This window comes from Pseudoclavibacter sp. JSM 162008, assembly GCF_041366455.1.
In the GTDB taxonomy this organism is placed as follows: Bacteria; Actinomycetota; Actinomycetes; order Actinomycetales; family Microbacteriaceae; genus Pseudoclavibacter.
Genome location: NZ_JBEWYX010000009.1, coordinates 149868 through 174359 on the forward strand (window position 1 = coordinate 149868; position 24492 = coordinate 174359).

Sequence of the window (24492 nt, forward strand, 5' to 3'; positions counted from 1 at the left end):
CCGAGGTATTCCCGCGCGTTCCAGCTTTTCCTCGAAAACTCATAGATTTAGGCGGCGTCGCACAACCTCGGCGGCCAGGTCAGCGCGGTCCGTGACAAGACCATCCACGCCGCACTCGAGGAGGTCGCGCATCCTGGCCGGGTCGTTGATCGTCCAGACGTGCACCTCGGGCACGTGCCGGTGGAACCCACGCAGCCTGGCGGGGGAGAGCAGATCGAGACCTGCGGCACGCTCCGGGATCTGCACCGCGGACGCGCCCCGGAGTGCCCGGTGAAGCAGTCGGCCAGAACGTACGGACATGGCGATGAGCGCCGCCGCGATGCCCGGGCTCGCCACGCCACGAGCCGCTTCGGGCAGCAGGGCGGCCGTGCGCCGCAGCCGAAGGGCGGAGAAGGAGGTGATGAGCACTCTGGACGACGCGTCTGCTCGCCGGACAGCCTCGGCCACGGCCTCCACCGCGTCCGCCGACTTGACGTCGACGTTGAATCGCGCGGCGGGGAACTCCTCGAGGGCCTCCTCGAGCAACAGCAGCCTGGCACCCGGCGTCGGCCCCGCCGACGTGAGCCCGGCCAGCACGGATGCGGGGGAGCCAGCGACCGGCCGGTCGCTGCCGTCGTAGCCCTCGAGCGTCTCGTCGTGCCACAGCACGGCACGGCCGTCTGCGGATGCCCGTGCGTCCGTCTCGATGTGGGTCGCCCCGACGTCGAGCGCGGCGCGGAACGCCTCCATCGTGTTCTCCGTCGCCACCAGGGCGAGGCCTCGGTGGGCGAGGATGCGCGGTCCAGCGCCGTCCAGGTACGGGTGCTGCATGCGTCCAACGCTAGTGCGCGGGGGCGACGCCGCGCCCAATAGACTCGGAGGCATGGCTGAACAGATTCTCAACCCGCTGGCCGCCGGTTCCCTCGAGGGCAAGCGCGCGCTTGTCACGGGGTCCTCGCGCGGTATCGGCGCGGACACCGTCAAGTTCCTCGCGCAGGCTGGCGCCAAGGTCGTCGTGAACTACCGCAACAAGGAGGCCCGCGCCGTCAAGCTGGTCGACGCGATCACCGCCGACGGCGGCACGGCGATCGCCGTGGGTGCCGACCTCACCGACGAGGCGAGCCGCCGGGGGCTCTTCTCGAGCATCGAGAGCGCGTACGGCGGGCTCGACGTGCTCGTCCTCAACGCGTCCGGCGGCATGGAGTCGGGCCTCGGCGAGGACTACGCCCTGAAGCTCAACCGCGACGCGCAGGTCGAGACCCTCAAGGGCGCCCTCGAACTCATGGGGGACGGCGGGCGTGTCGTGTTCGTCACGAGCCACCAGGCGCACTTCATCCGTACGACGCCCACGATGCCGGAGTACGAGGCCGTCGCCAGCTCAAAGCGGGCGGGAGAGGACGCCCTGCTGGCGCTCGTGCCCGAGCTCACGGAGCGCGGCGTCGAGTTCGTCGTCGTGTCCGGCGACATGATCGAGGGGACGATCACGGCGACGCTGCTCGACCGCCTCAACCCGGGTGCGATCGCCGCCCGCCGCGAGGAGGCGGGCAAGCTCTACAACGTGCAGGAGTTCGCGGCCGAGGTCACGAAAGCGGTCGTCGAGCCGGTTCCGGCCGACAACCTGCGGCTCATCGGCGACACGTCAGGGTTCGTCACGGAGTAGCGGCTCTGCCGTCGTCCTGCACGACTGGCGGACCCAAGGCGGAGATGCCCGGACCACACGGTCCGGGCATCCTGCTGTCGAGCACTGCTCCTGCACCGTCACGGACGGAGGGACGGGGGAGAGCAGGCCAGGGGAGCTCAGGAGTGCTTGAGCGAGTTCGTCGCGAGCTTCCGGCCTGGACCATCTTCGAAGAGCTCCTGGAGTTGCAGCAGATGCTCGCGCCAACCGTCGCGGTACTTCGCGACGTGGATCTCGGCGTAATCGCCCCGGGGGAATCCCTGCTCGAGGACACGCACCTTGCTCTTCTTGTCTTTCTGCTGCACGACGACAAGTACGACGTCCGTCTCGAAGTCGCCTGATTTCGTCTTCCAGGTGAAGTGCAGTTCCTCAGGAGCATCGATCTTGGTGATGGTTCCCGAGGTGATACGGGGTTTCTTCTTGCCCGGACGCAGGGAGCGTGCCGTGATCTTCGCGCCGCGCTTGATCTTGAATTCGGAGTCGGGCCACCACAGCTCGCGGAGGTCCTCGTCGACGAGTGCCTGCCAGATGAGCTCTGCGGGTGCCTTGATCCGCACGCTGATGTCGATGCTGGGGGTGAACACCGCGCGTGGGGCCTCGGTCGCTACTTGCGGCTTTGGCCCACGAGCTGCCACGGGATGAACAGCGCCAGTGAGTTCAGGAGGATGCCGGCCAAGAACACCAGGAGACGAAGCGTGTCGCCGTCGACCTGGAAGGCCAGTCCGTAGCACCAGATGCCGGCGCCGAAGATGATGATGCAACCGATGGCAATCAGAACGCTCACGAGTGTCGGCTCCCAGAATCTCTCAGTGACACAAACAACGACGAGGTGGCGCGAGCCACGAAGTCAGCCACGGCAAAATCATCACCGCGTCCACACAGCCTACTGGATGCGGGGCGACGTGCTCGCGCATGGCGAGCCACCTCCGCTACATCCGATAATGCACATTATGACATTACGAGCGCCGGGTCTAGCTCCCCAACCGCCTCGCTCGGCACCACCGAGTACCACGCACGGCGGATGTTCTCCTCGCTGGCCGGCATGCCCCTCAGCGAGTACATCAGACGACGGCGCATGACCGCCGCGGCAGGCGACGTGATCGGCGGCGACGAGCTGCTGGAGATCGCGACTCGCTTCGGCTACGGATCGACGGAGGCATCCGCTCGAGCGTTCCGCGCCGTGCACGGCTCCACGCCCGGCGAGGTTCGACGCTCCGGTGGACCTCTCCGCTCGCAACCGCACCTCAGGTTCCGCCTGACCGTAGAAGGGAACTCCCCCATGGACACACGAATCATCGAACATCCCGCTTTCCAGCTGATCGGGCACGCCGCACGCGTTCCGCTCATCCACAACGGCGTGAATCCTCACATCCAGGCGCATATCGCGGCGATTCCGGCGGAGGCGCACGCGAGGCTCAAGGCGCTGAGTTCCGGCGAGCCGACCGGCTTGCTCCAGGTGAGCGCCGACGTCGACCCGGACTACACGGAGGGCACTCCCCTGACCTATCTGCACGGCGTCGCCGTGGGGCACGACCGTGCGGTGCCAGACGACCTCGACGTCATCGGGGCGCCGGCGGGAACCTGGGCCGTCTTCACAGCAACTGGAGACTACCCGGCTGCACTGCAACAGCTCTGGGCCGCCACGGCGACCGATTGGTTCCCGTCCAACCCATGGCGGCTGCGCCCGGGCCCCTCGATCGTCGCGATCATCGACCGGTCGCCAGACTTCAGCACGGCGACGTGCGAGTTGTCGTTGCCTGTCGAGCGGAGTTGAGCGGCGGTCGAATGACGCTCACGCGAGGCCGATGCTCTTTATATCTTTATGATCTAGGAAGAGCGCAGCAAGCGGCATCTCTCCAGAGATGAGATCGGCGCGCACGTCTCCTCACCCGGCCTTACGCTCCATGACGAGGATGCACGGCTGGCCGTGATTCCGGCGGGATGCTTGGGAGATCATGAGCGATCTTGCGACGCAGCCAGCACCCACCACTCCGAAACGACTCTCCTTCCTCGCCTTCGTCGAGCACACCAGAGTCTCCGCGCATCGATCGCTCGGCCTCCAGGAGGGCTTGGAGCTCTTCGAGTACGCCGAAGACCTCGGCTACGTCACCGGGTACGTGCGCCACCGGCACCTCGAGACGTACCTTTCCTCGCCCTTCACGTTCCTCGCCGCAGCGGCCCAACGCGCCCGGCGCATCCGAGTCGGGACGAGCGTCACTCCCCTGCGCTTCGAGCAGCCGGTGCGCCTCGCTGAGGACGCGGCGACGCTCGATCTGCTCACGGGAGGACGGCTCGAGCTCGGGCTCAGCTCCGGATACGCGGCGACCGAGTCGACGTTCGCGCAGGCCTTCGGCAGGATCGAGGGCGATGACGTGCGTGCGCTCGTCGACGCACGTCTCGACACCTTCCTCACGGCGATCGAAGGGAGAACCATCGCCACGGCCGAAACCGACCTGCCTTTCGCCGAGGCCGGCAGCGCGCTGACCGCGCAGCCTCAGAGTCCGGGGCTCAGGGGCCGCGTCGCCTACGGGGCCGGTGGCGGCACAAGCGCGCGGAAGACCGGCAGGCGCGGACTGCGACTGCAGCTCTCGACCCTCAACACGGAGATCGGGGACCTCGGCTTCGAGGACACGCAGGCGCAGTACATCCGCGATTATCGCGAAGAGCACGCCAAGGCGAGCTCCCTCACCTCGTTCGCCTCTGTGAGTCGCGCCATCGTGCCATTCGACACTCCCGCCGAACGCTCCGAGCTCGAGTGGCTGCTCGGGCGCGACGCCGAGCGTGCTGCGAACGTGGGCGGAGGTCCGCTGCCATTCCAGTTCGGGCGCGTTGCGAGCGGCACCGGCGAGCAGATCGCCGAAGCGCTCGCGGACGACGCCGGCATCCACGCCGCTGACGAGCTCGTGATCGCACTCCCCTTCGACTACCCCGCCGAGACGCAGCGGCGAATCCTGCGCCAGTTCGCAGAGGGTGCGGCGCCGCACCTCCCGTACCTCTCGCGCTGACGGCGGCGGTGGCACGCGATCGGTCAGAGCTCGAACGACTTCGCAGGTCGGCCGGCATGCTCGAGCGCCAGCCGAGCGGCTAGCCTGGGCGAGTCCCCCACCTCACGAGGAGCGCCGTGTTCGCCAACGCCCTGCTGATCGCCGTCGCGATCCTCGCCGCCATCCTCGTGGGGCTCGTGTCCCGCCGCGTGCTCGGCGTGCCGATCGGGTACATCCGGGCGATCATCGTCGGAGCGCTCGTCGTGATCGCCTCGATCCCCTTCGGCAACTGGATCATCCGCGAGACCGGGGTCGACCAGCTCGAGGACGGCGAGACCAACTTCACGGTCGTCGTGGTCGTGGTGCTCCTCGCCGTCTCGTGGATCTTCGCCCTCGGCGTGCTCGTCCTCGTCGCCCTCGAGGCGACCATCCCCACCCGCGCGTTCCCGAACCCCATCGAGCTCGTCCGCTCCGCCATCAGGCGTCGCAGCCGTACGAAACGCTATCTGCAGATCCTCACGATCGCGTCGCGCGACGGGGCCGGCTGGCTGCTGCACGGGCGCCGCACCTCGACCGCAGAGGGGCGCACGACCGCCCAGCAGCGCGCGGATGCCCTCATCACGACCATCAACCACGCCGGCGTCACGTTCGTGAAGCTCGGGCAGGTCCTCTCCACGAGACGGGACCTCGTCCCGGAGCCCTACCTCTCCGCGCTCGCGCGGCTGCAGTCCAACGCGACGACGGTGCCGTGGCCCGAGATCGAGCGGGTGCTGAAGAGCGAGCTCGGGGCGCCTCTCGATACGATCTTCCGGGAGATCGACTCCACTCCCCTGGCGGCCGCCTCGGTCGCACAGGTGCACCGCGCCCGCCTCGTCGACGGCACCCCCGTCGTCGTCAAGGTGCAGCGACCGGATGCGCGAGCTCAGGTCGAAGCCGACGTGGACATCATCGGGCGTCTCGCGGACCGGGCCGAGACGCACACGGCGCTCGGCAGGGAGATGCGGCTCTCCGCGATGGCCGCCGGCTTCACGACGACGTTGGAAGAGGAGCTCGACTATCGGGTCGAGGCTCGAAACGTGCACATGATCGAGAGCACGATGCGCGAGATCCACGCGGGCTCCCCCGAGCTCACGGAGATCGCCATCCCTGCCGTGTACTCGGCGGCGAGCGCGCGCAGGGTCCTGACGATGGACGTCATGGACGGGAGCCCGCTGAGCTCAGCAGCCGACCGCCTGGAGGCGCTGGGCCCGGAGGCCCGTCACGACCTCGCGCAGACGCTCATGGAGACGGTCATCGAGCAGATCCTCGTCTACGGCGTCTTCCACGCCGATCTGCACCCTGGCAATGTGTTCATCCGCGACGACGGCACGCTCGGCCTCATCGACTTCGGCGCGATCGGCATCGTGCAGCGAAGCCAGCGCGAGCACCTGGCCGCGTTCCTGCTCTCGGCGGCGAGCGACGACGACGTGTCGGCCGCCGACGCGCTGCTCCTCATCGTCGACGCTCCCGAGGACCTCGACGTGGAGGCCTTCCGGCACGACATCGGCATCGCACTCACCTCGGTGCAGCACTGGCCTCGCGGGGAGGGCTCGATCTTCACGATGATGCTCGACGTCATCCGCAAGCACCACCTCGCGCTCCCCTCGACGCTCGCCTCCGCGTTCCGCAGCTTCGCGACGCTCGAGGGTTGCCTTCGCGTCATCGAACCGGACTTCGACTTCGTGCAGCGCGCGCTCCCCTTCGTGCCGAAGCTGCTGAAGCAGCTCCTCGCACTCAAGCGGGTCGTCGGCACCGCGCAGGCGAAGGCCGCCATCGCCGCCGCCTACGCTGCCCGCATGCCGAACCGCATCGACACGATCGTCTCGAAGCTCGAAGACGGCGAGCTGAGCGTGCGGGTCAGTCCGTTCTCCGACCGACAGGACCGCAGCTGGCTCGGGGGGCTCGTCAGCCGAGGCATCGACACGGCGGTGGCCCTGACTGCCGTGATCCTCGCGATCGTGCTGGTCGTCGCGGGCGGCGGTCCAACGCTCGCCCCCGGCCTGCAGCTGTTCAACCTGCTCGGGGCGGTGATCGGCCTGCTCGGCTTCTTCGGGATCCTGCGCGCCATGCTGCGCTCCATCGTCGGATCCAGGGGGCAGTCGCTGACGGACTAGGGCGAGGTGCCCTCGGCGAGCTCGTCGAGCTCCTCGGCCCCACGACGGGCCACCCGCTTGCTGACGACGAGGCGCCACATGAGGCCGAGGCCGAGGAACCACAACGGCAGCACGATCAGGCCGGCGCGGGTGTCCTCGCCCATGGCGAGCGCGACGAGGATGAAGGCGAAGAACGCCAGGATCACCCACGGCATGAACCGTCCGCCCGGCATCTTGAACTTCGAGGCCTCGTGGAGCTCGGGGCGCTTCTTCCGGAACATGAGGTAGCTGACGAGGATGAACGTCCACGTCGCGATGAAGTTGAGGGAACTCACGGAGGTGACGACCGTGAAGGCCGCCATCACGTTGTCACCGAGGGCGAGCACCGGCAGCGCCGCGAAGAGGAACGCCGTCGTGAAGAACACGCCCTGCGTCGGCACGCCACGCGAGTTGAGGAGGCCGAACCGCTTCGTCGCCTGCCCGTCCGCCGCGAGGCCGTAGAGCATCCGCGTGGACGAGTAGAAGCCGGAGTTGGCGCTCGACGCCGCTGAGGTGAGCACCACCAGGTTGACGACGATGGCCGCCGCCGGGAACCCGATGAGCTCGAACATCGAGGTGAACGGGCTCACTCCCGGCTGGATCTGGTCCCAGGGGGTCACCGACATGATGATGACGAGCGCGCCGACGTAGAACACGAGGATGCGCACGACGACCGAGTTGATGGCCTTCGGCAGGTTCTTCTCGGGATCCTCCGCCTCCGCGGAGGCCGTGCCGACGAGCTCGATGCCGACGAACGCGAACACGCCCATCTGGAAGCCCAGGATGAACCCGCTGATGCCGAACGGGAACATGCCGCCGTGGTCCCACAGGTGCGAGACCGAGGCCGTGACGCCGTCCGCGCTCGTGAAGCCGGTGACGAGCAGGAAGATGCCGACGCCGATGAGGGCGAGAATCGCCACGACCTTGATGATCGCGAACCAGAACTCCGTCTCGCCGAAGGCCTTGACCGGCTGCAGGTTGAGGAGGAGCAGACCGATCGCCGTGGCGATCGCCGGCGCCCAGGCGGGGATGTCGGCGTTGAAGAACGCCACGTAGCCCGTGATGGCGACGATGTCGGCGATGACCGTGATGACCCACGCCAGCCAGTACGTCCAGGCGACGACGTAGCCGGCCCAAGGGCCGATGAGGTTGGCCGCGACGTCCCCGAACGTCTTGTACCCGAGGTTCGAGAGCAGCAGCTCGCCGAGGGCCCGCATGACGAAGAACAGCGCGAGGCCGACGATCGCATACACGAAGATGATCGACGGTCCGGCGAGGCTGATGGTGGTCCCCGACCCCAGGAAGAGCCCGGTGCCGATGGCTCCGCCGATCGCCAGGAGCTGCAGATGCCTGGCCTTGAGACCACGACGCAGCCCGCCGGGCGCCGTCCCCTCGCTGTGCGGATGCTGCGCCTCGGTCTGGACTGTGCTGCTGGTCACCGGGACCCCCTCGATACTGCTCGATGCCGAACCCGGGAATTCTAGTCTCCGGTCGGCACGCACGCAGACCGGGTCTACATTGGTCGCATGCACGATCTGCGCACCGCGCGACCCGAGGCTGCCGCCGCCTCCCACACCAGAACCAGCGGCACCCTCCTCGCCCGGTCCGCCGTTGGCGTCGCCGCGATCGGCATCGTCTTCGGCGATATCGGCACGAGTCCCCTCTACGCCCTGCGGGCGGTGTTCTCCGAGCACGACGGCATCGTGCAGCCGAGCATCGCGCACGTCTACGGGCTGATCTCGCTCATCATCTGGGCCGTCACGCTGCTCGTCACCGTCAAGTACGTGCTGTTCGTGCTCCGCGCCGACCACGAGGGCGAGGGCGGGATCCTCGCGCTCTCCACCCTCATCGGGCGGCGCCTTCGCGGATCACGGCGCGCCATGGCCGCGACGACCCTCGTCGGGATCATCGGGGCAGCCCTCTTCTTCGGGGACAGCGTCATCACGCCTGCGGTGTCCGTGCTGTCAGCCGTCGAGGGCCTTGAGATCGCGGTGCCGGGCACCGGGGCACTGGTCGTGCCCATCGCCCTCGTCGTGCTCGTCGGCCTCTTCGCGCTGCAGCGGTTCGGCACCGCCGGCATCGGCCGTCTGTTCGGCCCGATCATGCTGATCTGGTTCATCACCCTCGCGCTGCTCGGAATCCCCCACATCCTGGAGCATCCCGAGATCCTCGCGGCGTTCTCTCCGCACCACGCGCTCGGCTTCATCTTCAGCGAGCCGCTCATCGCCGGCGTGGCGCTGGGAGCCGTGGTGCTCGCCGTCACGGGCGCCGAGGCCCTCTACGCCGACCTCGGCCATTTCGGCCGCTCCCCCATCTCGAAGGCCTGGCTCTTCGTCGTGTTCCCGGCCCTCACGGTCTGCTACCTCGGTCAGGGTGCCCTCGTCATCGAGGACCCGACCGCCATCGACAACCCCTTCTTCCGCATGGCCCCCACCTGGGCGGTGTTCCCCCTCATCGGCCTCGCGACGCTCGCCACCGTCATCGCCTCCCAGTCGGTGATCTCCGGCACCTTCTCGGTCGCCAGACAGGCCATGCGGCTCGGCTTCCTGCCGAACCTCAGCGTCAAGCACACCTCGCGTGCGTCCATCGGCCAGATCTACATCCCGGTCGTCTCGATGATCCTTCTCGTGCTGATCATCGGGGTCGTCCTCGGGTTCCGAACGTCGGAGAACCTGGCGGCGGCCTACGGGCTCGCGGTGACGACGACCTTCCTGCTCACGTCGTCGCTCTTCATCGTGTACCTGCGCATCGTGTGGGAATGGCCCTGGTACCGAGTGCTGCTCGTGACGGTGCCGATCGTCCTGCTCGAGCTCGCCTTCTTCGTCTCGGGTCTCGTGAAGTTCTTCGCGGGCGGCTGGCTGCCGCTCGTGCTGGCCGCCGCGATCATCCTGACCATGCTCACCTGGAGACGCGGCCGCGAGATCGTCACCGGCAGGCGCGAGCGCCTGGAGGGCACCCTGCAGGAGCTCATGAGGCGGCTCCTCGCGGACCAGCCGACGCGCGTCCCCGGTTGGGCCATCTACCCCCACGGCGGCGCCCGCACGGCGCCCCTCGCGCTCCGCCTCAACACCCGGGTCAACCACGCGCTCCACGAGCACGTGCTGCTCGTGCGCGTCGCGACGGCCGATGTGCCGCACATCCCGGAGCGCGCGCGCTGTCGGATCGACGACATCGGGCCAGCCCCCGAGGGCCTCGTGCACATCACCCTGACCTACGGGTTCCTCGACCGTCGGGACGTGCCGCTGTCGCTTCGGGACGCCCGGCTCGCCGGCACCGTCTCGCAGTTCGACAACGAGAGCGCGATCTTCTTCCTCTCGCGCATCGCGCTCCGGCCAGGCCACGCGAGTGGAATGGCGACCTGGCGGGCCAAGTTCTTCGTGCTCATGTCGCGCGGTGCGTCGTCTCCCGCAGCGCAGTTCGGGCTGCCTCCTGAGCAGACCGTGGAGATCTCGCCGCAGGTGCTGCTCTAGGCTCTCGCCGCCTCCGCGCGTGCGAAGCCCGTCAGGTACGCCGGCACGAGCACGGACGCGGTGAACAGCAGCGTGAGCACGAACGTGCACGTGAGCACCGTGAGCAGGTCGTACGCTCCCCCGGAGATCCAGAAGCTGCAGAACGTCGCGCCCGCGGCCGCCAGGATCGAGTGCCCGAGAGCGAGCGGCAGCACGCGCTGGCGGGTGTAGGAACGAAGTCCCGTTGACACGCCACGCTCGGCTGCGAGCGCAGCGACTGCGCCCAGGATGCACAGCCCGAGCATCGCGATCCAGCCGAGCAGCAGGGGCACGAAGCCGCGCTCGTCGAGCTGCGTTCGGCCCGCCTCGGTGGCCAGCGCGTAGCCGAGGAACGCCACGAGACCGACGCCGAGCAGCGTCGGGACAAGGCGGGCGAGGACGTCACGCTGGCTCGGCCGGAACGTCGCGAGGGAGATCGACGGGGACTCTTCTGCAGGGGCGACGCTCACGCCGGTCAGTGTAGCCGCCGCAGACGACGAGACGGGGCGACCCCTGGTGGGGCCGCCCCGTCTCAGTGCACGGAACGAGAGGTCGCGACTCTCGGTCAGATGTTCGGCGTGGTGTCACCCGTCTTCGGAGCGGAGGGGGCGAGGCCACCGTCCTTGGCGAACGAGCCGACCAGCTGCTGCAGGTCGATGCCCGTGAGGGTCTTGAGCACCTCGGTGCCCTCGCCGAGAACGGACCCGACCGTCTTCGTGACGGCGCTTGCACCGTCGGTGGAGATGACGGTGAGCTTCTCGATGTTGCTGATCGGGTCGGCCGCGGCGCGGACGATCTCCGGCAGACGCGAGATGATCTCCTGCGCGATGGCGGCTTCGCCGTACTTCTGCAGAGCCTGAGCCTTGGCGTCCGTAGCGGCGGCCTCTGCAAGACCCTCAGCCTGGATCGCGGCGGCGCGAGCGTCACCCTCTGCACGAATACCGGCTGCGAGCGCGATCTGGCGGTCACGGTCGGCCTCACCGGAGTATCGGACGGCGGCGGCCGCTGCTTCAGCGTCCTGGACGGCGGCCACCTTGTTGGCCTCTGCCGTGCGGGTGCGCTTGTAGACCTCGGCGTCGGTGGCCGCGTTCTCGGTGTCGCGGATGGCGTTTGCCTGCTGGACCTTCGCGTAGGCGTCCGCTTCGGCAGGCTTGCGGATCTCGATGTCGAGCCGCTCCTGCGTCACGAGCGCCTGCTCGATGAGCGCTTCGCGCTCCTGCTGTGCGACGAGGCGGTCCTGCTCGGCCCGTGCGAACTGGCCAGCGGCCTCGGCTTCCGCGTTTGCGCGGTCGGTCTCGGCCTTGATGGAGGCCTGACGGAGACGGAGTTCCTTCTCACGCTCTGCGATGCGCTCAGATGCCTCGATCTTCGCGAACTCGGACACGCGGGCCGCTTCGGCCTCGCTGACCTCCGCGACCTGACGGGCGCGAGCGGACTCGGAACGCCCGAGGTTCTGCAGGTAGTCGCTGCCGGGCGTGGAGATGTCGGAGATGTTGAGGAGGTCGACCTGCAGACCCTGCTCGATGAGGTCGGCCTTCGTCTCGGACACGACGCGGTCGGAGAGGCTCTTGCGGTCGGAGATGATCTGCTCGATCGTCATGTCTCCGACGATGGAACGAAGCGAGCCCTCGAGCGACTCGCGGATGATGTCGGTGAGCGCTTCCTGCTGGTCCAGGAATCGCTGGGCCGCGCGGCGCACGCCTTCCTCGGTGCCGGACACCTTGAAGTTGATGGACGCCTTGATGGCGATCTTGATGCGGTTCTTGTCGACACCCTCGACCTGGATGCCGATCTGGCGCTGCTCGAGCGAGAGCGCGAAGCCCTGCTGCAGAATCGGCCAGACGAACGTGCGGCCGCCGATCACGACGCGCTGTCCCGTCATGTCGCTCTGGGCCTTCTGCCCGGCGCCGCGGCCGACGATGATGAGGGCCTCGTTCGGTGGGACGCGGCGGATGCGGGATGCGATGAAGACACCGAGGGCGAGCAGCGCGATGATGATCGCGATGACGCCGATCACGGAGACGTTGGCAGTTATCAAGTCCATATGGTCGATTTCCTGTCGTGGAGGTCGTGGTTGGTCATGCTGTGGTCGTGCCGCGCCTGCCGCCTCGTCCGGTGAGCGCGACAGGGCTTAGTTCGATTCGCGTTCGACTTTGACGCGCGAGCCGAGGTGCTGCACGACGCGGATGCGCGTTCCCTGCTCGATGTCCCCGTCGGCGAAGGCGAGGCGTCGTTCGATCTCGTGGGAGCCGTCGAGCGCGACTTCGCCGCTGGCGTTCGTGATGCGGGACATCGCCGTTCCGGTATCCCCGGTCACGTCGCGCGGCACGCCGTCGCTGCTCTTCGAGAGGTTGCGCACGAGGAGGGCAGATCCGACGTAGGCGATCAGACCGATCACGATCGCGACGATGTAGGCCCAGAACTGCGGGAGTCCCATGCTGTCCGTGATCGCCCCGGAGGCGCCGAAGACGACGAGGGCGACCGCGAGGCCAGGTACCGAGAGCAGTCCACCGGCATCCACGTCGAGGATCTCTCCGAAGAACATCGAGAAGACGAGAAGTCCGAGGCCGATCGCTCCGATGATGATGAAGACGGTCATGACGGTGAGCTCCCTGGTGGCCGCGTGTGGCGGGGTGTGCCCCCGCCTGGCATTGATTCTACCGAAGGCGCGGACGCCGACGCGCGGGGACTTTTCCTCGGCGCCGGTGCCGCGTGCTGTGGTTGCTTGTTCCTCAGGCTTCGCCGAAACCGGAGCTGATGAGATCGGCGAGTTCTCGCACGGCCTGGTCCGCGTCCCTGCCGGTCGCGGCGACCTCGATCTCCTGACCGTGTGATGCCCCGAGCGAGATGATGCGCAGGAGGCTGTCCGCGTCGGCCCCGCCGATCGTGATCTTCGCCTCGAATCTCGCCGCCGCCGCCGCGAGCTGCGCCGCCGGCCTCGCGTGGAGCCCCTGCTCGTTGACGATCGTGACGCGAGCGCTCGCGTCGGGCACCGTGGCATCCGACGCTGAATCCGCGGCGACCTCATGCGTAGCGCCCTCGCCGAGGCCGGTCGACTGCTCAGCTGGGCGCAGCCAAGCGGACTCTCCAGCAGCGACGACCTCGTCGAGAGAGGCACCGCCCGCCGCAGCGACGGCGGCCGCGACCGTGCCCTCGACCAGTGGCGCATCCACGAGCCGGACCTCGTCGGCATCGTCGTCGAGCATCTCGAGGACCGTCTCGGCGGTCATGACGGCCGAACCGAGGTCGGTGAAGACCGCGACTCCGTCGCCGGACCGTGCCTGTGCCACGGCGCTCTCGATCAGCTCGAAGCTCGTGCCGACGCGACCGTCCTCCGTGCCGCCGGCGGCGATGATCGCCACGTCAGCGGCCATCTGGCCGGCCAGCTCGACGAGCCCATCAGCGATGCGGGCCGAGTGAGAGACGACGACGATGCCGACTGTCACGAGGCGGCCTCGACCGCGGCCCCGAGGAGGTAGGCCGTCGACTGCGCTCCAGGGTCGCGGTGCCCCGCACTCCGCTCGCCCAGGTAGCTCGCCCGCCCCTTCCTCGCGACGAGCGGCTCCGTGGCCGCGGCGCCTTCGACGGCGGCGAACGCCGCGGCGCGCAGCACCGAGACGGCATCCTCGCCTGCGTCCGAGGCTTTCTGCGCCGCGGACGCGGCCGGGGACCATGCGTCCACCATCGTCTTGTCGCCTGGCTGCGCCTTGCCGCGCTGCTGGAGTCCGGCGCTCGCCGCCTCCACGAACGCCGCGACGTCAGCCGGGTCGAGTTCCGCCTTGCCCTTGAGGGCAACCGCGCCCTTGAGGAAAGCTGTCCCGTACAGCGGCCCCGCAGCACCGCCGACGGTCGAGATGAGGGTCGTCGCGAGCAGCTTCAGCACATCCGCCGGCGTCGCGCCGTCCTCGAGCGTCGACAGCTTCCCGAGAGCCGCCTGGAATCCTCGGTCCATGTTCTCGCCGTGATCGCCGTCACCGATGTTCCTGTCGAGGTGGATCAGCTCAGTCCGATGTTCGGCCATAGAGGCCGCGGAGAGCTCCACCCATGTGCGAGCCCAGTTTCCGTCGAGTGCCATGTCCTACCTTCCCCACCGGAGCGCCGCCGTGTGGACGGGCGCATCCCATAATTCGGTCAATTCGTCGTCGAGTCTCAGCACGGTGATCGAGCATCCCTGCATCTCCAGCGAGGTCGTGAAGTTCCCGACGAGGTGACGAGTCACGGAGATCCCGTGCTCTGCGAGTACCGCCGCCGCCCTCCGGAACACGATGTAGAGCTCGATTTCCGGCGTGCCCCCCATTCCGTTCACAAAGAGAAGAACATTGTCGCCGGATGCAAAAGGGAGGTCCTCGAGAATCGGGGCCAAGAGGCGATCGACAATCGCATCCGCAGGCTCGATCCCGATTCGCGCGCGCCCGGGCTCCCCGTGAATACCGATGCCGATCTCGATCTCATCGTCAGCGAGGTCGAAGCTCGGCTCCCCCGCGTGCGGAACCGTGCACGCCGTCAGGGCGACGCCCATCGATCGCGTCTGCGCGTTCACGCGCTCCGCGAGGCCCGCGACGGTGTCGAGGTCGTCGCCGCGCTCGGCCGAGGCACCCGCGATCTTCTCCACGAGCACCGTGCCTGCCACGCCTCGACGCCCCGCCGTGTACAGCGAGTCCTTGACGGCCACGTCGTCGTCGACGATGACGCTGCGCACCTCGATGTCCTCGGCGAGCGCGAGGTCGGATGCGGTCTCGAAGTTGAGGACGTCACCCGTGTAGTTCTTGACGATGTGGAGCACCCCGCGGCCTGCATCGACCGCCTTCGTCGCCTCCAGGATGGGGTCAGGCGTCGGGGAGGTGAACACGGGCCCAGGAACTGCCGCGTCGAGCATCCCGTACCCGACCAGGCCTCCGTGCATCGGCTCGTGACCAGAACCGCCACCGGACACGATGCCGACCTTGCCGGCCACCGGCGCGTCGTTGCGCACGAGGAACGCCGGCTCCGGAGCGACCCGGAGAATGTCGGCGTGTGCGAGCGCCATGCCTTCCAGTGCTTCTTTGACAACGTCCTTCGGATCGTTGATCAGCTTTTTCACGATCATCCTCTCGACGAGATATTGGCGGCAGCATTGCAACCAGGCCCAGCCTAGTGCCGCCGACTTGTCACGATTCGGGGAAATTCCCTCGTAACACGCGCGTATTAGTTCGCGCTGTGCCTAGGGTGAGGCACCGCTCAATCGCGGCACGGGCTCGCCCCGTATCGAACTTCCCAGAAAGGCAATCCCGTGGATCTAGGATCGATCTTCTTGGCCGAGCTGGTGGGCACCGCAGTGCTCGTCCTCCTCGGTTGCGGTGTCGTCGCCAACGTCGTCCTCAAAGGCACGAAGGGCAACGGCGGCGGCTGGCTCCTCATCAACTTCGGCTGGGGCTTCGCCGTCTTCATCGGCGTGCTCTCGTCTGCGGCCTCCGGCGGCCAGCTCAACCCAGCAGTGACGCTGGGCCTCGCGGCCAACGCCCTCGCGAACGGCGACCCGATCGACGGAGGAGAGATCGGGCTGCGCATTCTCGCCCAGCTGATCGGTGCCATCCTCGGAGCCGTCATCGTGTGGCTCGCCTACAAGCTGCACTTCGACGACGAACCCGACCCGGCCTCCAAGCTCGCGGTCTTCGCCACCGGCCCGGCGAAGCGCAGCCTCGGCTGGAACACGGTGACCGAGATCATCGCGACGTTCGTCCTCGTCCTCGCGGTCATCGCCTTCACGAACTTCCCGGGGATCCTCGGCAGCGACCTCGGATCGACCGCACCCGATTCGACGAGCCTCGGCAACCTCGCGCCGCTCGCCGTCGCGATCGTCGTGGTCTCCATCGGCGCGAGCCTCGGTGGCCCGACCGGATACGCCATCAACCCAGCACGTGACCTCGGGCCCCGCCTCGCGCACGCCTTCCTCCCCATCAAGGGCAAGGGTGGCAGCGACTGGAGCTACTCGTGGGTCCCCATCGTCGGACCGATCATCGGCGGCATCCTCGCGGGCCTCGTCGGCACCGCGATCCTGCCAGGCGTCACCGCCTAGCACCCGCGAGCACACCACCACGTCTTCGGGGCCGGACTCCTCACAGATCCGGCCCCGAAACTGTCTGCATGACACCACCCGCGATGCTCGCGCCAGGTCGGCATCGCTGTCACCACCACTGGCACATCACCATCTCTGACAAGGGAGTCATTCCGTGAGCAAGTACGTCATCGCCATCGACCAGGGCACCACCTCCTCTCGAGCCATCGTCTTCGACCACTCAGGGACGATCGTGTCCACGGGGCAGCTCGAACACGAGCAGATCTTCCCGCAGGCAGGCTGGGTCGAGCACGACCCGAAGGAGATCTGGAACAACACGCGAGAGGTCATCGGCCAGGCGCTCTCGAAGGCGAACATCACCAGGCACGACATCGCCACGATCGGCATCACCAACCAGCGCGAGACGGCCGTGGTCTGGGACAAGACCACCGGCGAGCCGGTCTACAACGCGATCGTCTGGCAGGACACGCGCACTCAGGCCATCGTGGACCGCCTGGCGGCCGACGGCGGCGTCGAGCGGTTCAAGGACACCGTGGGCCTGCCCCTCGCCACCTACTTCTCCGGCACCAAGATCGTCTGGATCCTCGAGAACGTCGACGGAGCGCGCGAGCGAGCCGAGGCAGGCGACCTCATCTTCGGCACGACCGACAGCTGGGTGCTCTGGAACCTGACGGGCGGGGTGAATGGGGGCGTGCACGTCACCGACGTCACGAACGCCTCCCGAACGCTCTTCATGGACCTCGAGACGCTCGCCTGGGACCAGTCGATCCTGGACGCCTTCGGTGTTCCAGCGTCGATGCTCCCCGAGATCAAGTCCTCGTCCGAGGTCTACGGACACGCGAGCACGCAGTCGCTCCTCCGCGAAGTCCCGATCTCCGGCATCCTCGGCGACCAGCAGGCGGCGACGTTCGGGCAGACAGCCTTCACGTCCGGCGAGGCCAAGAACACCTATGGCACCGGGTCCTTCCTCATCTACAACACCGGCGAGAAGATCGTGAAGTCCGAGAACGGGCTCCTCACGACGCTCTGCTACAAACTCGGCGACGCGGCTCCCGTCTACGCGCTCGAGGGTTCGATCGCCGTGACCGGCTCGCTGGTCCAGTGGCTCCGCGACAACCTGGGTCTCATCAACTCGGCACCGGAGATCGAAGAGCTGGCGAGCAAGGTCGAGGACAACGGCGGCACGTACATCGTCCCCGCGTTCTCGGGCCTCTTCGCGCCGTACTGGCGACCGGATGCACGAGGCGCCATCGTCGGTCTGACGCGCTTCGTCAACAAGAACCACATCGCGCGTGCAGCGCTGGAATCCACGGCGTACCAGACGCGCGACGTCCTCGAGGCGTCGAACGCTGACTCAGGCGTGCCGCTCGCCGAGCTCAAGGTCGACGGCGGCATGGTCGCCAACGACACGCTCATGCAGTTCCAGGCCGACATCCTCAACACCGATGTCGTTCGCCCCGTGGTCACGGAGACAACCGCACTCGGCGCCGCCTACGCGGCCGGCCTCGCAGTCGGGTTCTGGAAGGACCTCGACGAGGTGTCCGCCAACTGGCAGGAGGACAAGCGCTGGACCCCGCAGATGCCGGAAGAGGAGCGCGAGCGCCTCTACCGCAACTGGAAGAAGGCCGTCTCGAAGACGCTTGACTGGGTCGACGAGGACGTCTCGTAGCCCGGGAAACGCAGAGAACACGTCGAGGCCCTCAGCAGCACCTGCTGAGGGCCTCGGCCGTTCTCCGTGGTCTGAGCTGCGTCGGGGTCAGGCGGCGCGTGTCGCGGCGACCCAAGCGTCGAGGGTCTCGATCGCCCGCCCGCTGTCGATGCTCGCCGCTGCATCCACGATCCTGGCTGACAGCCGCTCCCGGAGGGGCCGCTCGGCGGCCTCGGGATTCTGCGCGAGGTCGTAGGCGACGAGGCCAGCGGCGGCGTTGAGCAGCACGATGTCGCGGACGGCACCGTGTCGCTTCCCGGACAGGACGTCGCGGGCGATGGCGGCGTTCTCCTCTGGCAGGCCTCCGAGGAGCTCCTGCATGTCGTACGTGCCGAGGCCGACGTCGCGCGGATGAAGGTCGTGCTCCGTGATCGCGCCGTTCGAGACCTCCCAGATGTGGCTGTATCCCGTGACGCTCAGCTCGTCGAGCCCGTCGTCTCCTCGGAAGACGAGTGCCGTCGCACCGCGCGTGCGGAACACGCCGGTGATGAGGGGGATCGCCGCCTGGCGTGCCACGCCGACCGCCGAAGCCTCCGGTCGTGCTGGGTTGGTGAGCGGGCCGAGCAGGTTGAACACGGTGGGGACGCCGAGCTCGCCGCGCACCTTCCGCGCGTGCCCGAAGCCGGGATGGAACTGCGCCGCGTACACGAACGTCAGGCCGACCTCCTCGAAGATCCGCTTCACGCGGACCGGATCGGCCGTGTGCACGGCGCCCAGCGCCGAGAGGACGTCGCTGGAGCCCGACTTCGCGCTGGACGCACCGCCGCCGTGCTTGACGACCGGCACCCCGGCCCCAGCGCAGACCATCGACGACATGGTCGACACGTTGACGGTTCCGACCATGTCGCCACCGGTGCCGACGATGTCGAGCGCCATCGGCGGCACATCGAGCGGCACCGCGTGCTCGAGGATCGCGTCCCGGAAGCCGACGACCTCCTCGACCGTCTCCCCCTTCGCACGGAGCGCCACGAGGAACGCCGCGAGCCGAGCCTCGCTCACCTCGCCCGCCATCACCTGGCGCATCGCCCACGTCGCCTGCGCGACGCTCAGATCCTCACCGCCAAGCAGCTTCTCGAGCAGTCCGGGCCAGGTCTCGGTCGAAGTCATGCAGGAAACGATAGTCGTCCACCACCCAGGCACACCTAATCGGACGCGACCCGCCGGTCGGGCCGCCTTGTCTCGGGAGCCTGGGAAATCGGTCATAATGGTCAGGTGACTGCTGCAACCTCCGCTCAGGCCGTGCACACGGTCCATCGCCCCAATACGACTGCCATCGGCGTCATCGTTTGGCTCGGTAGCGAAGTGATGTTCTTCGCTGGGCTCTTCGCGATCTTCTTCACACTGCGCTCAATGGCGCCGGAGCAGTTCGCCGAAGGCCACAGCGTGCTGAACGTCCCCTTCGCGACCATCAACACGCTCATCCTCGTGAGCTCGTCGTTCACGTGCCAGTTCGGCACGTTCGCGGCTGAGCGCGAGCAGGCGCGTGCGACCGGCAAGAGCCCCAAGCACTGGGGCGCCATCGAATGGTTCTACCTCACGGTCCTTCTCGGCGGCATCTTCGTCGCGGGCCAGGTCTGGGAGTATGCCACGCTCGTGAGCGAGGGCTACGTCCTCAACCTCAACGCGTACACGAGCGCCTTCTACATGACGACCGGCTTCCACGGCCTGCACGTGACCGGCGGACTCGTCACGTTCCTCCTCGTCATCGGCCGCATGTACTCGGCCAGGCGCATGGGCACCCGCGAGGTCAGCAGCGCACTGGGCATCTCCTACTACTGGCACTTCGTCGACGTGGTCTGGGTTGCACTCTTCTTCGTCATCTACCTGCTGCCCTACTTCTCGTAGCCCGATCCTGGAGAACACCCAAATGTTCCGAACCACCAAGCCACGGACTGCGAAGACGGCGACCCGCAAGACGGCACGCCGCCGCACCCCTCTCGCCACCGCCGCACTCCTCGGAGCCGGCCTCCTCCTCACCGGAGGCGCGTACACCGCGATCGACTCCGCGACGACGGCGGCCGCAGCACAAGGTGCCGCCCCCGCCGCGGCGAGCGACATCGAGAACGGTGCTGCGCTCTTCGGCGCGAACTGCGCAACCTGCCACGGCATGAACGCCGCCGGTACGGAGAACGGTCCGAGCCTCATCGGCGTCGGAGCAGCCGCCGTCGACTTCCAGGTCGGAACCGGCCGCATGCCGATGCAGGCGAACGCCGCCCAGGCGCCCGCGAAGCCCGTCCAGTTCGACGAGCAGGGCATCAGCGACCTCGCGGACTACGTGGCATCGCTGGCCCCCGGCCCCGCTGTCCCGGACGAGCAGTACCTGCAGGCCGACGGCGACGCGGCACGCGGCGCCGAGCTCTTCCGCATCAACTGCGCGATGTGCCACAACGTGGCCGGCGCGGGCGGCGCCCTGACCGAGGGCAAGTTCGCTCCCGAGCTCATGACTGTCGAGCCGGTGCACCTCTACGAGGCCATGATCACCGGCCCGCAGAACATGCCCGTCTTCAACGACGCGAACCTCACCCCCCAGGACAAGGCCGACATCATCACGGCCATCCGCTGGCAGACCGAGGTCACAGGCACGATCGGCGGCAACAGCCTCGGATCGCTCGGACCCGTCTCCGAAGGCCTCTTCATCTGGATCTTCGGGATCGGTGCCGGCGTCGCCATGGCGGTCTGGATCGCCACTCGACCGAACTAGTGCTGGCTGAGACCTGCCACAGGCATCCAAGACATACTGCAGCTGAACAGACACACCCAGAAAGGGATCACCATGGCTGATGGCGAACACGGCGGAGAGCTTCGCACTGCTCCTTCGTCGGAGCGGGCGCCTCACATCGGGACCGCGATCCTTCCCAAGGACGGCTTCGAGAACCCTGGCATGCCGGCGCACCGCGACCGGATCACCGACGTAGACCCCGCACAGGCGAAGCGCACCGAGCGGATCCTCGTCGCGCTCTTCGTCTTTTCGGCGCTCGCCAGCATCTTCGCTGTCGTCGCCTACTTCGTGTGGCCGATCAGCCGCGAGGACATCTCCACGGTGCGGGCGAACAACATGTTCCTCGGCATCGGCATCGCCCTCGCCATGCTCGCCATCGGAATCGGCACCGTCGCCTGGTCGAAGTACCTCATGGCCGACCACGAGATGGCCGAAGCACGCCACCCCGGCAAGGGATCGCCCGCGACACGCTCGCGCGCCGTCGAGATCTTCGCGCAGGCCAACGAGGAATCCGGCTTCAGCCGCCGCAAGCTGTTCCGCAACTCGCTCATCGGTGCGCTCGTCGCGATGCCGCTTCCCGGCATCGTCCTCTTCCGCGACCTCTACAACGGAAACAACCCGGACCCGGTCGAATCCCTCTCGCACACCATGTGGGAAGAAGGGACGCGCCTTGTCCGCGACCCTACGGGCACGCCGATCCGCGCAGCTGACGTCACGTACGGCTCCGCGTTCCACGTGATCCCGGACGGCCTTATCGACCTCGAGCACCACCTGCTCGAGGAGAAGGCCAAGGCCGTCGTCCTGCTGATGCGTCTCCCCGCAGACCAGCTCAACGAGCGCGAAGACCGAGCGGGGTGGTCGTACGACGGCATCGTCGCCTACTCCAAGGTCTGCACGCACGTCGGCTGCCCTGTCGCTCTGTACGAGCAGCAGACGCACCACCTGCTCTGCCCCTGCCACCAGTCGCAGTTCGACGTCAAGAACCACTGCGAGGTCATCTTCGGACCCGCTGGTCGTCCGCTCCCGCAGCTGCCGATCGCCGTCGACGACGAGGGCTACCTGATCGCGCAGAGCGACTTCACCGAACCTGTCGGACCGAGCTTCTGGGAGCGACGCCATGACTACAACGTATAAAGCTCCGGTCCGCGAAGGCGGCTTCATCGCTGGCGCCGCCAACTACCTCGACGAGCGCACCACGATCTCGGGCGCGGTCAAGGAGTTCGGCCGCAAGATCTTCCCGGACCACTGGTCCTTCATGCTCGGTGAGATCGCGCTCTACAGCTTCGTCGTCATCCTGCTCTCCGGCACGTTCCTGACGTTCTTCTTCGACCCGTCGATGGCGCACGTCGAATACGAAGGCTCCTACCTGCCCCTCAAGGGCATGGGCATGTCGGCCGCGATGGCATCCACGCTCGACATCTCGTTCGACATCCGTGGCGGCCTCCTCATGCGCCAGGTGCACCACTGGGCGGCCCTGCTGTTCGTGGCCTCCATCGGCCTGCACATGCTGCGCGTCTTCTTCACGGGCGCGTTCCGCAAGCCGCGCGAGCTCAACTGGGTCGTCGGCTTCGTGCTCTTCATCCTCGCGATGGCTGAGGGCTTCACGGGCTACTCGCTCCCCGACGATCTGCTCTCCGGCAACGGCCTGCGCATCATCGACGGCATCATGAAGGGCATCCCGCTCGTCGGGACGTGGGTCTCGTTCCTGTTCTTCGGCGGCGAGTTCCCCGGCACCGAGATCGTCGGCCGCCTGTACTCCCTGCACATCATGATCCTGCCCGCGATGGTCATCCTGTTCATCGCGCTGCACCTTGCCCTTATGGTGATCAACAAGCACACCCAGTGGCCTGGACCCGGCCGTACGAACGGCAATGTCGTCGGAAACCCGGTCCTGCCGGTCTTCGCCGGCAAGGCCGGAGGATTCTTCTTCCTCATCTTCGGCCTCATCTTCCTGATCGCTTCGTTCTTCTCGATCAACCCGGTCTGGAACTACGGCCCGTACGACCCGTCCCCCGTGTCCGCTGGAACCCAGCCTGACTGGTACATCGGTTTCGCCGACGGAATGCTCCGCCTCATCCCACCGGGCTGGGAGGTGTACTGGTTCAACCACACGTGGTCGTTCGCGATCCTGACACCTCTCATCGTCATCGGCATCTTCATCGTGCTGGTCGTCGTGTACCCCTTCATCGAGGCCTGGATCACGGGCGACAAGCGCGAGCACCACCTGCTCGACCGTCCGCGCAACGCTCCGACCCGCACCGCCATCGGTGCTGCCGGTGTCACGTTCTACGCGGTCATGTGGGCAGCGGCAAGCTCGGACCTCATGGCGACGCACTTCCATCTCGCGATGGAACATGTCATCCACTTCCTCCAGGTGATGCTCATCCTCGGCCCGATCATCGCGTACATCGCCACGAAGCGAATCTGCATCGGACTGCAGAAGCGTGACCGTTCGCTCGCGCTCCACGGCGTGGAGTCGGGTCGTGTACTTCGCCTCCCGCACGGTGAGTTCGTCGAGGTTGAGGTTCCTCTGGACAAGTACGACCGCTGGGAGCTGGTCTCCTACAACGAGCAGGCTCCGATCATGCTTCGTCCGAATTCGGATGGCAAGATCACGGCGCCTATGCGCGTGCGTGCCGCCCTGTCCCGGTGGTTCTTCGAGGACCGTGTCGAGCCGGTCGCCAAGGGCGAGCTCGAGCAGGCACACCACGGCCACCACTAGGTCGTAGCCAACTCCTGTGGCAGCCTCCTGGGCTGCAAATGGGGCTGTCAGATCCGCACATATGCGATCTGGCAGCCCCATTCTTGTCTGAGCTGGAAGCTCGAGCCAGGATGGAGCAGCTTGCCTCGTGGATGGAGGCGAGCGATGCGGGCTTGGCCGTCGGCGTCACTGTCGGCTTCAGCGTCCGCCCCGACGTGGCCGAGGTCGAGGTCAGCATGGAGCCGGCCTGCTGCGGGCCCACCGGGGCGCAGGGGCGCAGGGGCGCAGGAGCGGAGGAGCGCAGGAGCGCAGGGACGCAGGGCGCAGGGACGCAGGGCGCAGGGCGCAGGGCGCAGGGCGCAGGGCGCAGAAGCAGCATGGCCATGTTGTCGACCGAGCAGTCCCAAGGCCCGCCGCCTTGGGGGCAGGAAACGACCGTGGACGCAGGCTCAGCGTCCCAGGGGCCACCTGTGGTCGCCTCTCCGCACAAAGGGGAGCTGCAACTGCTCCCCGATCCGAGCCGGTGCGTGTCATCGACGCGCACGCAGCCGCTGCAGACTGGATCTCGATCACCCGGGCTCCCCCATCACTCGTGTCGACCGGCCGTACGAGGCACCGCAACCGCAGCCTCTGCATCATCACGGGCGGGATACTGCTCGTCCTCGCCCGTGGACCAGCGTTCGGTCCCTCCAGGGCGCGATTTCGACGTTCTTCTTGCGACGTCGGTGGGGTTCAAGACGCCGCAGCGTCAGCAGCGAGGGATTCGTCTGCGCCCGGTCGTCTGCACCGCTCCACCAGGCCGAGACGCACTCATGGTCCCATCAGGCAAAGTCTGCGCACCCTCGGAGGGTGAGAGCCTTTCTCCTCTTCCTCGTGGCTCAGTGACGGCGCTCACTGAAATTCCTCGGTTCTGCTCATCGAAATTCCCCACTCTGGGTCGCTCCGCCGCATGAGGCGGGCCTTCCTCGATGCTGGTGGTCTCTGACCACACACCAGCCCGAGGAAGGCC

At 67.5% G+C, this 24492-nt stretch carries 21 protein-coding genes and 1 pseudogene; 11 read left to right on the forward strand and 11 right to left on the reverse strand.

Going from position 1 to position 24492, the window contains the following annotated elements:
* Window positions 1–39: 39 nt before the first annotated feature.
* The gene (locus ABVF28_RS09750; RefSeq protein ID WP_371030331.1) at window positions 40–810 is read right to left on the reverse strand and encodes a glycerophosphodiester phosphodiesterase family protein; all 771 of its coding nucleotides are present in this window, start codon (window positions 808–810) and stop codon (window positions 40–42) included.
* A gap of 52 nt (window positions 811–862) precedes the next feature.
* Between ABVF28_RS09750 and ABVF28_RS09755 the strand changes: the two genes are divergently transcribed.
* Complete coding sequence (locus ABVF28_RS09755; protein ID WP_218854949.1) at window positions 863–1639, forward strand: SDR family oxidoreductase; 777 nt, start codon at window positions 863–865, stop codon at window positions 1637–1639.
* A 137-nt stretch (window positions 1640–1776) separates the two neighbouring features.
* On the opposite strand, the gene ABVF28_RS09760 is transcribed toward ABVF28_RS09755, so the two are convergent.
* Complete coding sequence (locus tag ABVF28_RS09760; protein WP_179556792.1) at window positions 1777–2241, reverse strand: SRPBCC domain-containing protein; 465 nt, start codon at window positions 2239–2241, stop codon at window positions 1777–1779.
* A gap of 20 nt (window positions 2242–2261) precedes the next feature.
* Window positions 2262–2441, reverse strand: coding sequence for a hypothetical protein (locus ABVF28_RS09765; protein WP_068479684.1), 180 nt, complete (start codon window positions 2439–2441; stop codon window positions 2262–2264).
* Window positions 2442–2645: 204 nt separating this feature from the next.
* Between ABVF28_RS09765 and ABVF28_RS09770 the strand changes: the two are divergent.
* The 3 genes and pseudogenes from ABVF28_RS09770 to ABVF28_RS09780 form a co-directional block, all read left to right on the forward strand.
* Window positions 2646–3431, forward strand: a pseudogene (locus ABVF28_RS09770) (GyrI-like domain-containing protein); the annotation flags it as partial.
* Between the two features lie 181 nt (window positions 3432–3612).
* Window positions 3613–4662, forward strand: a complete 1050-nt coding sequence (locus ABVF28_RS09775) for an LLM class flavin-dependent oxidoreductase (RefSeq protein ID WP_371030332.1) — start codon at window positions 3613–3615, stop codon at window positions 4660–4662.
* A 116-nt stretch (window positions 4663–4778) separates the two neighbouring features.
* Window positions 4779–6794 carry an AarF/ABC1/UbiB kinase family protein gene (locus ABVF28_RS09780; RefSeq protein ID WP_104311873.1) on the forward strand — a complete coding sequence of 672 codons (2016 nt, stop codon included), beginning with the start codon at window positions 4779–4781 and terminating at the stop codon, window positions 6792–6794.
* On the opposite strand, the gene ABVF28_RS09785 is transcribed toward ABVF28_RS09780, so the two are convergent.
* Window positions 6791–8251 carry an amino acid permease gene (locus tag ABVF28_RS09785; protein WP_371030333.1) on the reverse strand — a complete coding sequence of 487 codons (1461 nt, stop codon included), beginning with the start codon at window positions 8249–8251 and terminating at the stop codon, window positions 6791–6793. The two genes, ABVF28_RS09780 and ABVF28_RS09785, sit on opposite strands and share 4 nt — an antisense overlap.
* 87 nt (window positions 8252–8338) lie before the next feature.
* Between ABVF28_RS09785 and ABVF28_RS09790 the strand changes: the two genes are divergently transcribed.
* Entirely contained in the window at window positions 8339–10282 is a 1944-nt protein-coding gene (locus ABVF28_RS09790) for a potassium transporter Kup (RefSeq protein ID WP_104311872.1), read from the forward strand.
* On the opposite strand, the gene ABVF28_RS09795 is transcribed toward ABVF28_RS09790, so the two are convergent.
* From ABVF28_RS09795 to dhaK, 6 genes are all read right to left on the reverse strand, one after another.
* A complete protein-coding gene (locus tag ABVF28_RS09795) occupies window positions 10279–10770 on the reverse strand; it encodes a hypothetical protein (RefSeq protein WP_211890510.1) in 492 nt (163 codons plus the stop codon). The genes ABVF28_RS09790 and ABVF28_RS09795 overlap by 4 nt on opposite strands.
* A 95-nt stretch (window positions 10771–10865) precedes the next feature.
* Window positions 10866–12344 carry a flotillin family protein gene (locus ABVF28_RS09800; protein ID WP_104311870.1) on the reverse strand — a complete coding sequence of 493 codons (1479 nt, stop codon included), beginning with the start codon at window positions 12342–12344 and terminating at the stop codon, window positions 10866–10868.
* Window positions 12345–12431: 87 nt separating this feature from the next.
* Entirely contained in the window at window positions 12432–12899 is a 468-nt protein-coding gene (locus tag ABVF28_RS09805) for an NfeD family protein (RefSeq protein ID WP_104311869.1), read from the reverse strand.
* Between the two features lie 133 nt (window positions 12900–13032).
* Entirely contained in the window at window positions 13033–13746 is a 714-nt protein-coding gene (dhaM, locus tag ABVF28_RS09810) for a dihydroxyacetone kinase phosphoryl donor subunit DhaM (protein WP_371030334.1), read from the reverse strand.
* The gene (gene dhaL, locus ABVF28_RS09815) at window positions 13743–14375 is read right to left on the reverse strand and encodes a dihydroxyacetone kinase subunit DhaL (RefSeq protein WP_104311867.1); all 633 of its coding nucleotides are present in this window, start codon (window positions 14373–14375) and stop codon (window positions 13743–13745) included. Before dhaL ends, dhaM begins: the two co-directional genes overlap by 4 nt.
* Window positions 14376–14378: 3 nt before the next feature.
* Window positions 14379–15380 (reverse strand): dihydroxyacetone kinase subunit DhaK, encoded by a 1002-nt coding sequence (dhaK, locus tag ABVF28_RS09820; RefSeq protein WP_371030335.1) that lies wholly within the window; start codon window positions 15378–15380, stop codon window positions 14379–14381.
* A 189-nt stretch (window positions 15381–15569) separates the two neighbouring features.
* Here dhaK and ABVF28_RS09825 point away from each other — a divergent pair, with 189 nt between their 5' ends.
* Together ABVF28_RS09825 and glpK are read left to right on the forward strand one after the other, a co-directional pair.
* Window positions 15570–16355, forward strand: a complete 786-nt coding sequence (locus ABVF28_RS09825) for an MIP/aquaporin family protein (RefSeq protein WP_179556800.1) — start codon at window positions 15570–15572, stop codon at window positions 16353–16355.
* A gap of 154 nt (window positions 16356–16509) precedes the next feature.
* A complete protein-coding gene (gene glpK / locus ABVF28_RS09830) occupies window positions 16510–18024 on the forward strand; it encodes a glycerol kinase GlpK (protein ID WP_371030336.1) in 1515 nt (504 codons plus the stop codon).
* 87 nt (window positions 18025–18111) lie between these two features.
* Here the strand turns inward: glpK and trpD are convergent, their stop codons facing one another.
* Entirely contained in the window at window positions 18112–19170 is a 1059-nt protein-coding gene (trpD, locus tag ABVF28_RS09835; protein WP_179556801.1) for an anthranilate phosphoribosyltransferase, read from the reverse strand.
* A gap of 105 nt (window positions 19171–19275) precedes the next feature.
* Between trpD and ABVF28_RS09840 the strand changes: the two genes are divergently transcribed.
* From ABVF28_RS09840 to ABVF28_RS09855, 4 genes are all read left to right on the forward strand, one after another.
* A complete protein-coding gene (locus ABVF28_RS09840) occupies window positions 19276–19908 on the forward strand; it encodes a heme-copper oxidase subunit III (RefSeq protein ID WP_211890514.1) in 633 nt (210 codons plus the stop codon).
* 22 nt (window positions 19909–19930) lie between these two features.
* Window positions 19931–20764: a c-type cytochrome gene (locus ABVF28_RS09845; protein WP_104252851.1), complete on the forward strand. Its 834-nt coding sequence runs from the start codon at window positions 19931–19933 to the stop codon at window positions 20762–20764.
* A gap of 72 nt (window positions 20765–20836) precedes the next feature.
* Window positions 20837–21916, forward strand: a complete 1080-nt coding sequence (locus tag ABVF28_RS09850) for a ubiquinol-cytochrome c reductase iron-sulfur subunit (protein ID WP_104311862.1) — start codon at window positions 20837–20839, stop codon at window positions 21914–21916.
* Complete coding sequence (locus ABVF28_RS09855; RefSeq protein ID WP_104311861.1) at window positions 21900–23504, forward strand: cytochrome bc complex cytochrome b subunit; 1605 nt, start codon at window positions 21900–21902, stop codon at window positions 23502–23504. The genes ABVF28_RS09850 and ABVF28_RS09855 overlap by 17 nt, the downstream gene beginning before the upstream one ends.
* Window positions 23505–24492 lie beyond the last annotated feature (988 nt).

Coding starts and splice junctions, on each gene's coding strand:
- ABVF28_RS09800 (WP_104311870.1), bottom strand. CDS start 12,344: ATGGACTTGATAACTGCCAACGTCTCCGTGATCGGCGTCATCGCGATC.
- ABVF28_RS09755 (WP_218854949.1), top strand. CDS start 863: ATGGCTGAACAGATTCTCAACCCGCTGGCCGCCGGTTCCCTCGAGGGC.
- ABVF28_RS09790 (WP_104311872.1), top strand. CDS start 8,339: ATGCACGATCTGCGCACCGCGCGACCCGAGGCTGCCGCCGCCTCCCAC.
- ABVF28_RS09775 (WP_371030332.1), top strand. CDS start 3,613: ATGAGCGATCTTGCGACGCAGCCAGCACCCACCACTCCGAAACGACTC.
- trpD (WP_179556801.1), bottom strand. CDS start 19,170: ATGACTTCGACCGAGACCTGGCCCGGACTGCTCGAGAAGCTGCTTGGC.
- ABVF28_RS09850 (WP_104311862.1), top strand. CDS start 20,837: ATGGCTGATGGCGAACACGGCGGAGAGCTTCGCACTGCTCCTTCGTCG.
- ABVF28_RS09845 (WP_104252851.1), top strand. CDS start 19,931: ATGTTCCGAACCACCAAGCCACGGACTGCGAAGACGGCGACCCGCAAG.
- ABVF28_RS09805 (WP_104311869.1), bottom strand. CDS start 12,899: ATGACCGTCTTCATCATCATCGGAGCGATCGGCCTCGGACTTCTCGTC.
- ABVF28_RS09750 (WP_371030331.1), bottom strand. CDS start 810: ATGCAGCACCCGTACCTGGACGGCGCTGGACCGCGCATCCTCGCCCAC.
- ABVF28_RS09855 (WP_104311861.1), top strand. CDS start 21,900: ATGACTACAACGTATAAAGCTCCGGTCCGCGAAGGCGGCTTCATCGCT.
- dhaL (WP_104311867.1), bottom strand. CDS start 14,375: ATGGCACTCGACGGAAACTGGGCTCGCACATGGGTGGAGCTCTCCGCG.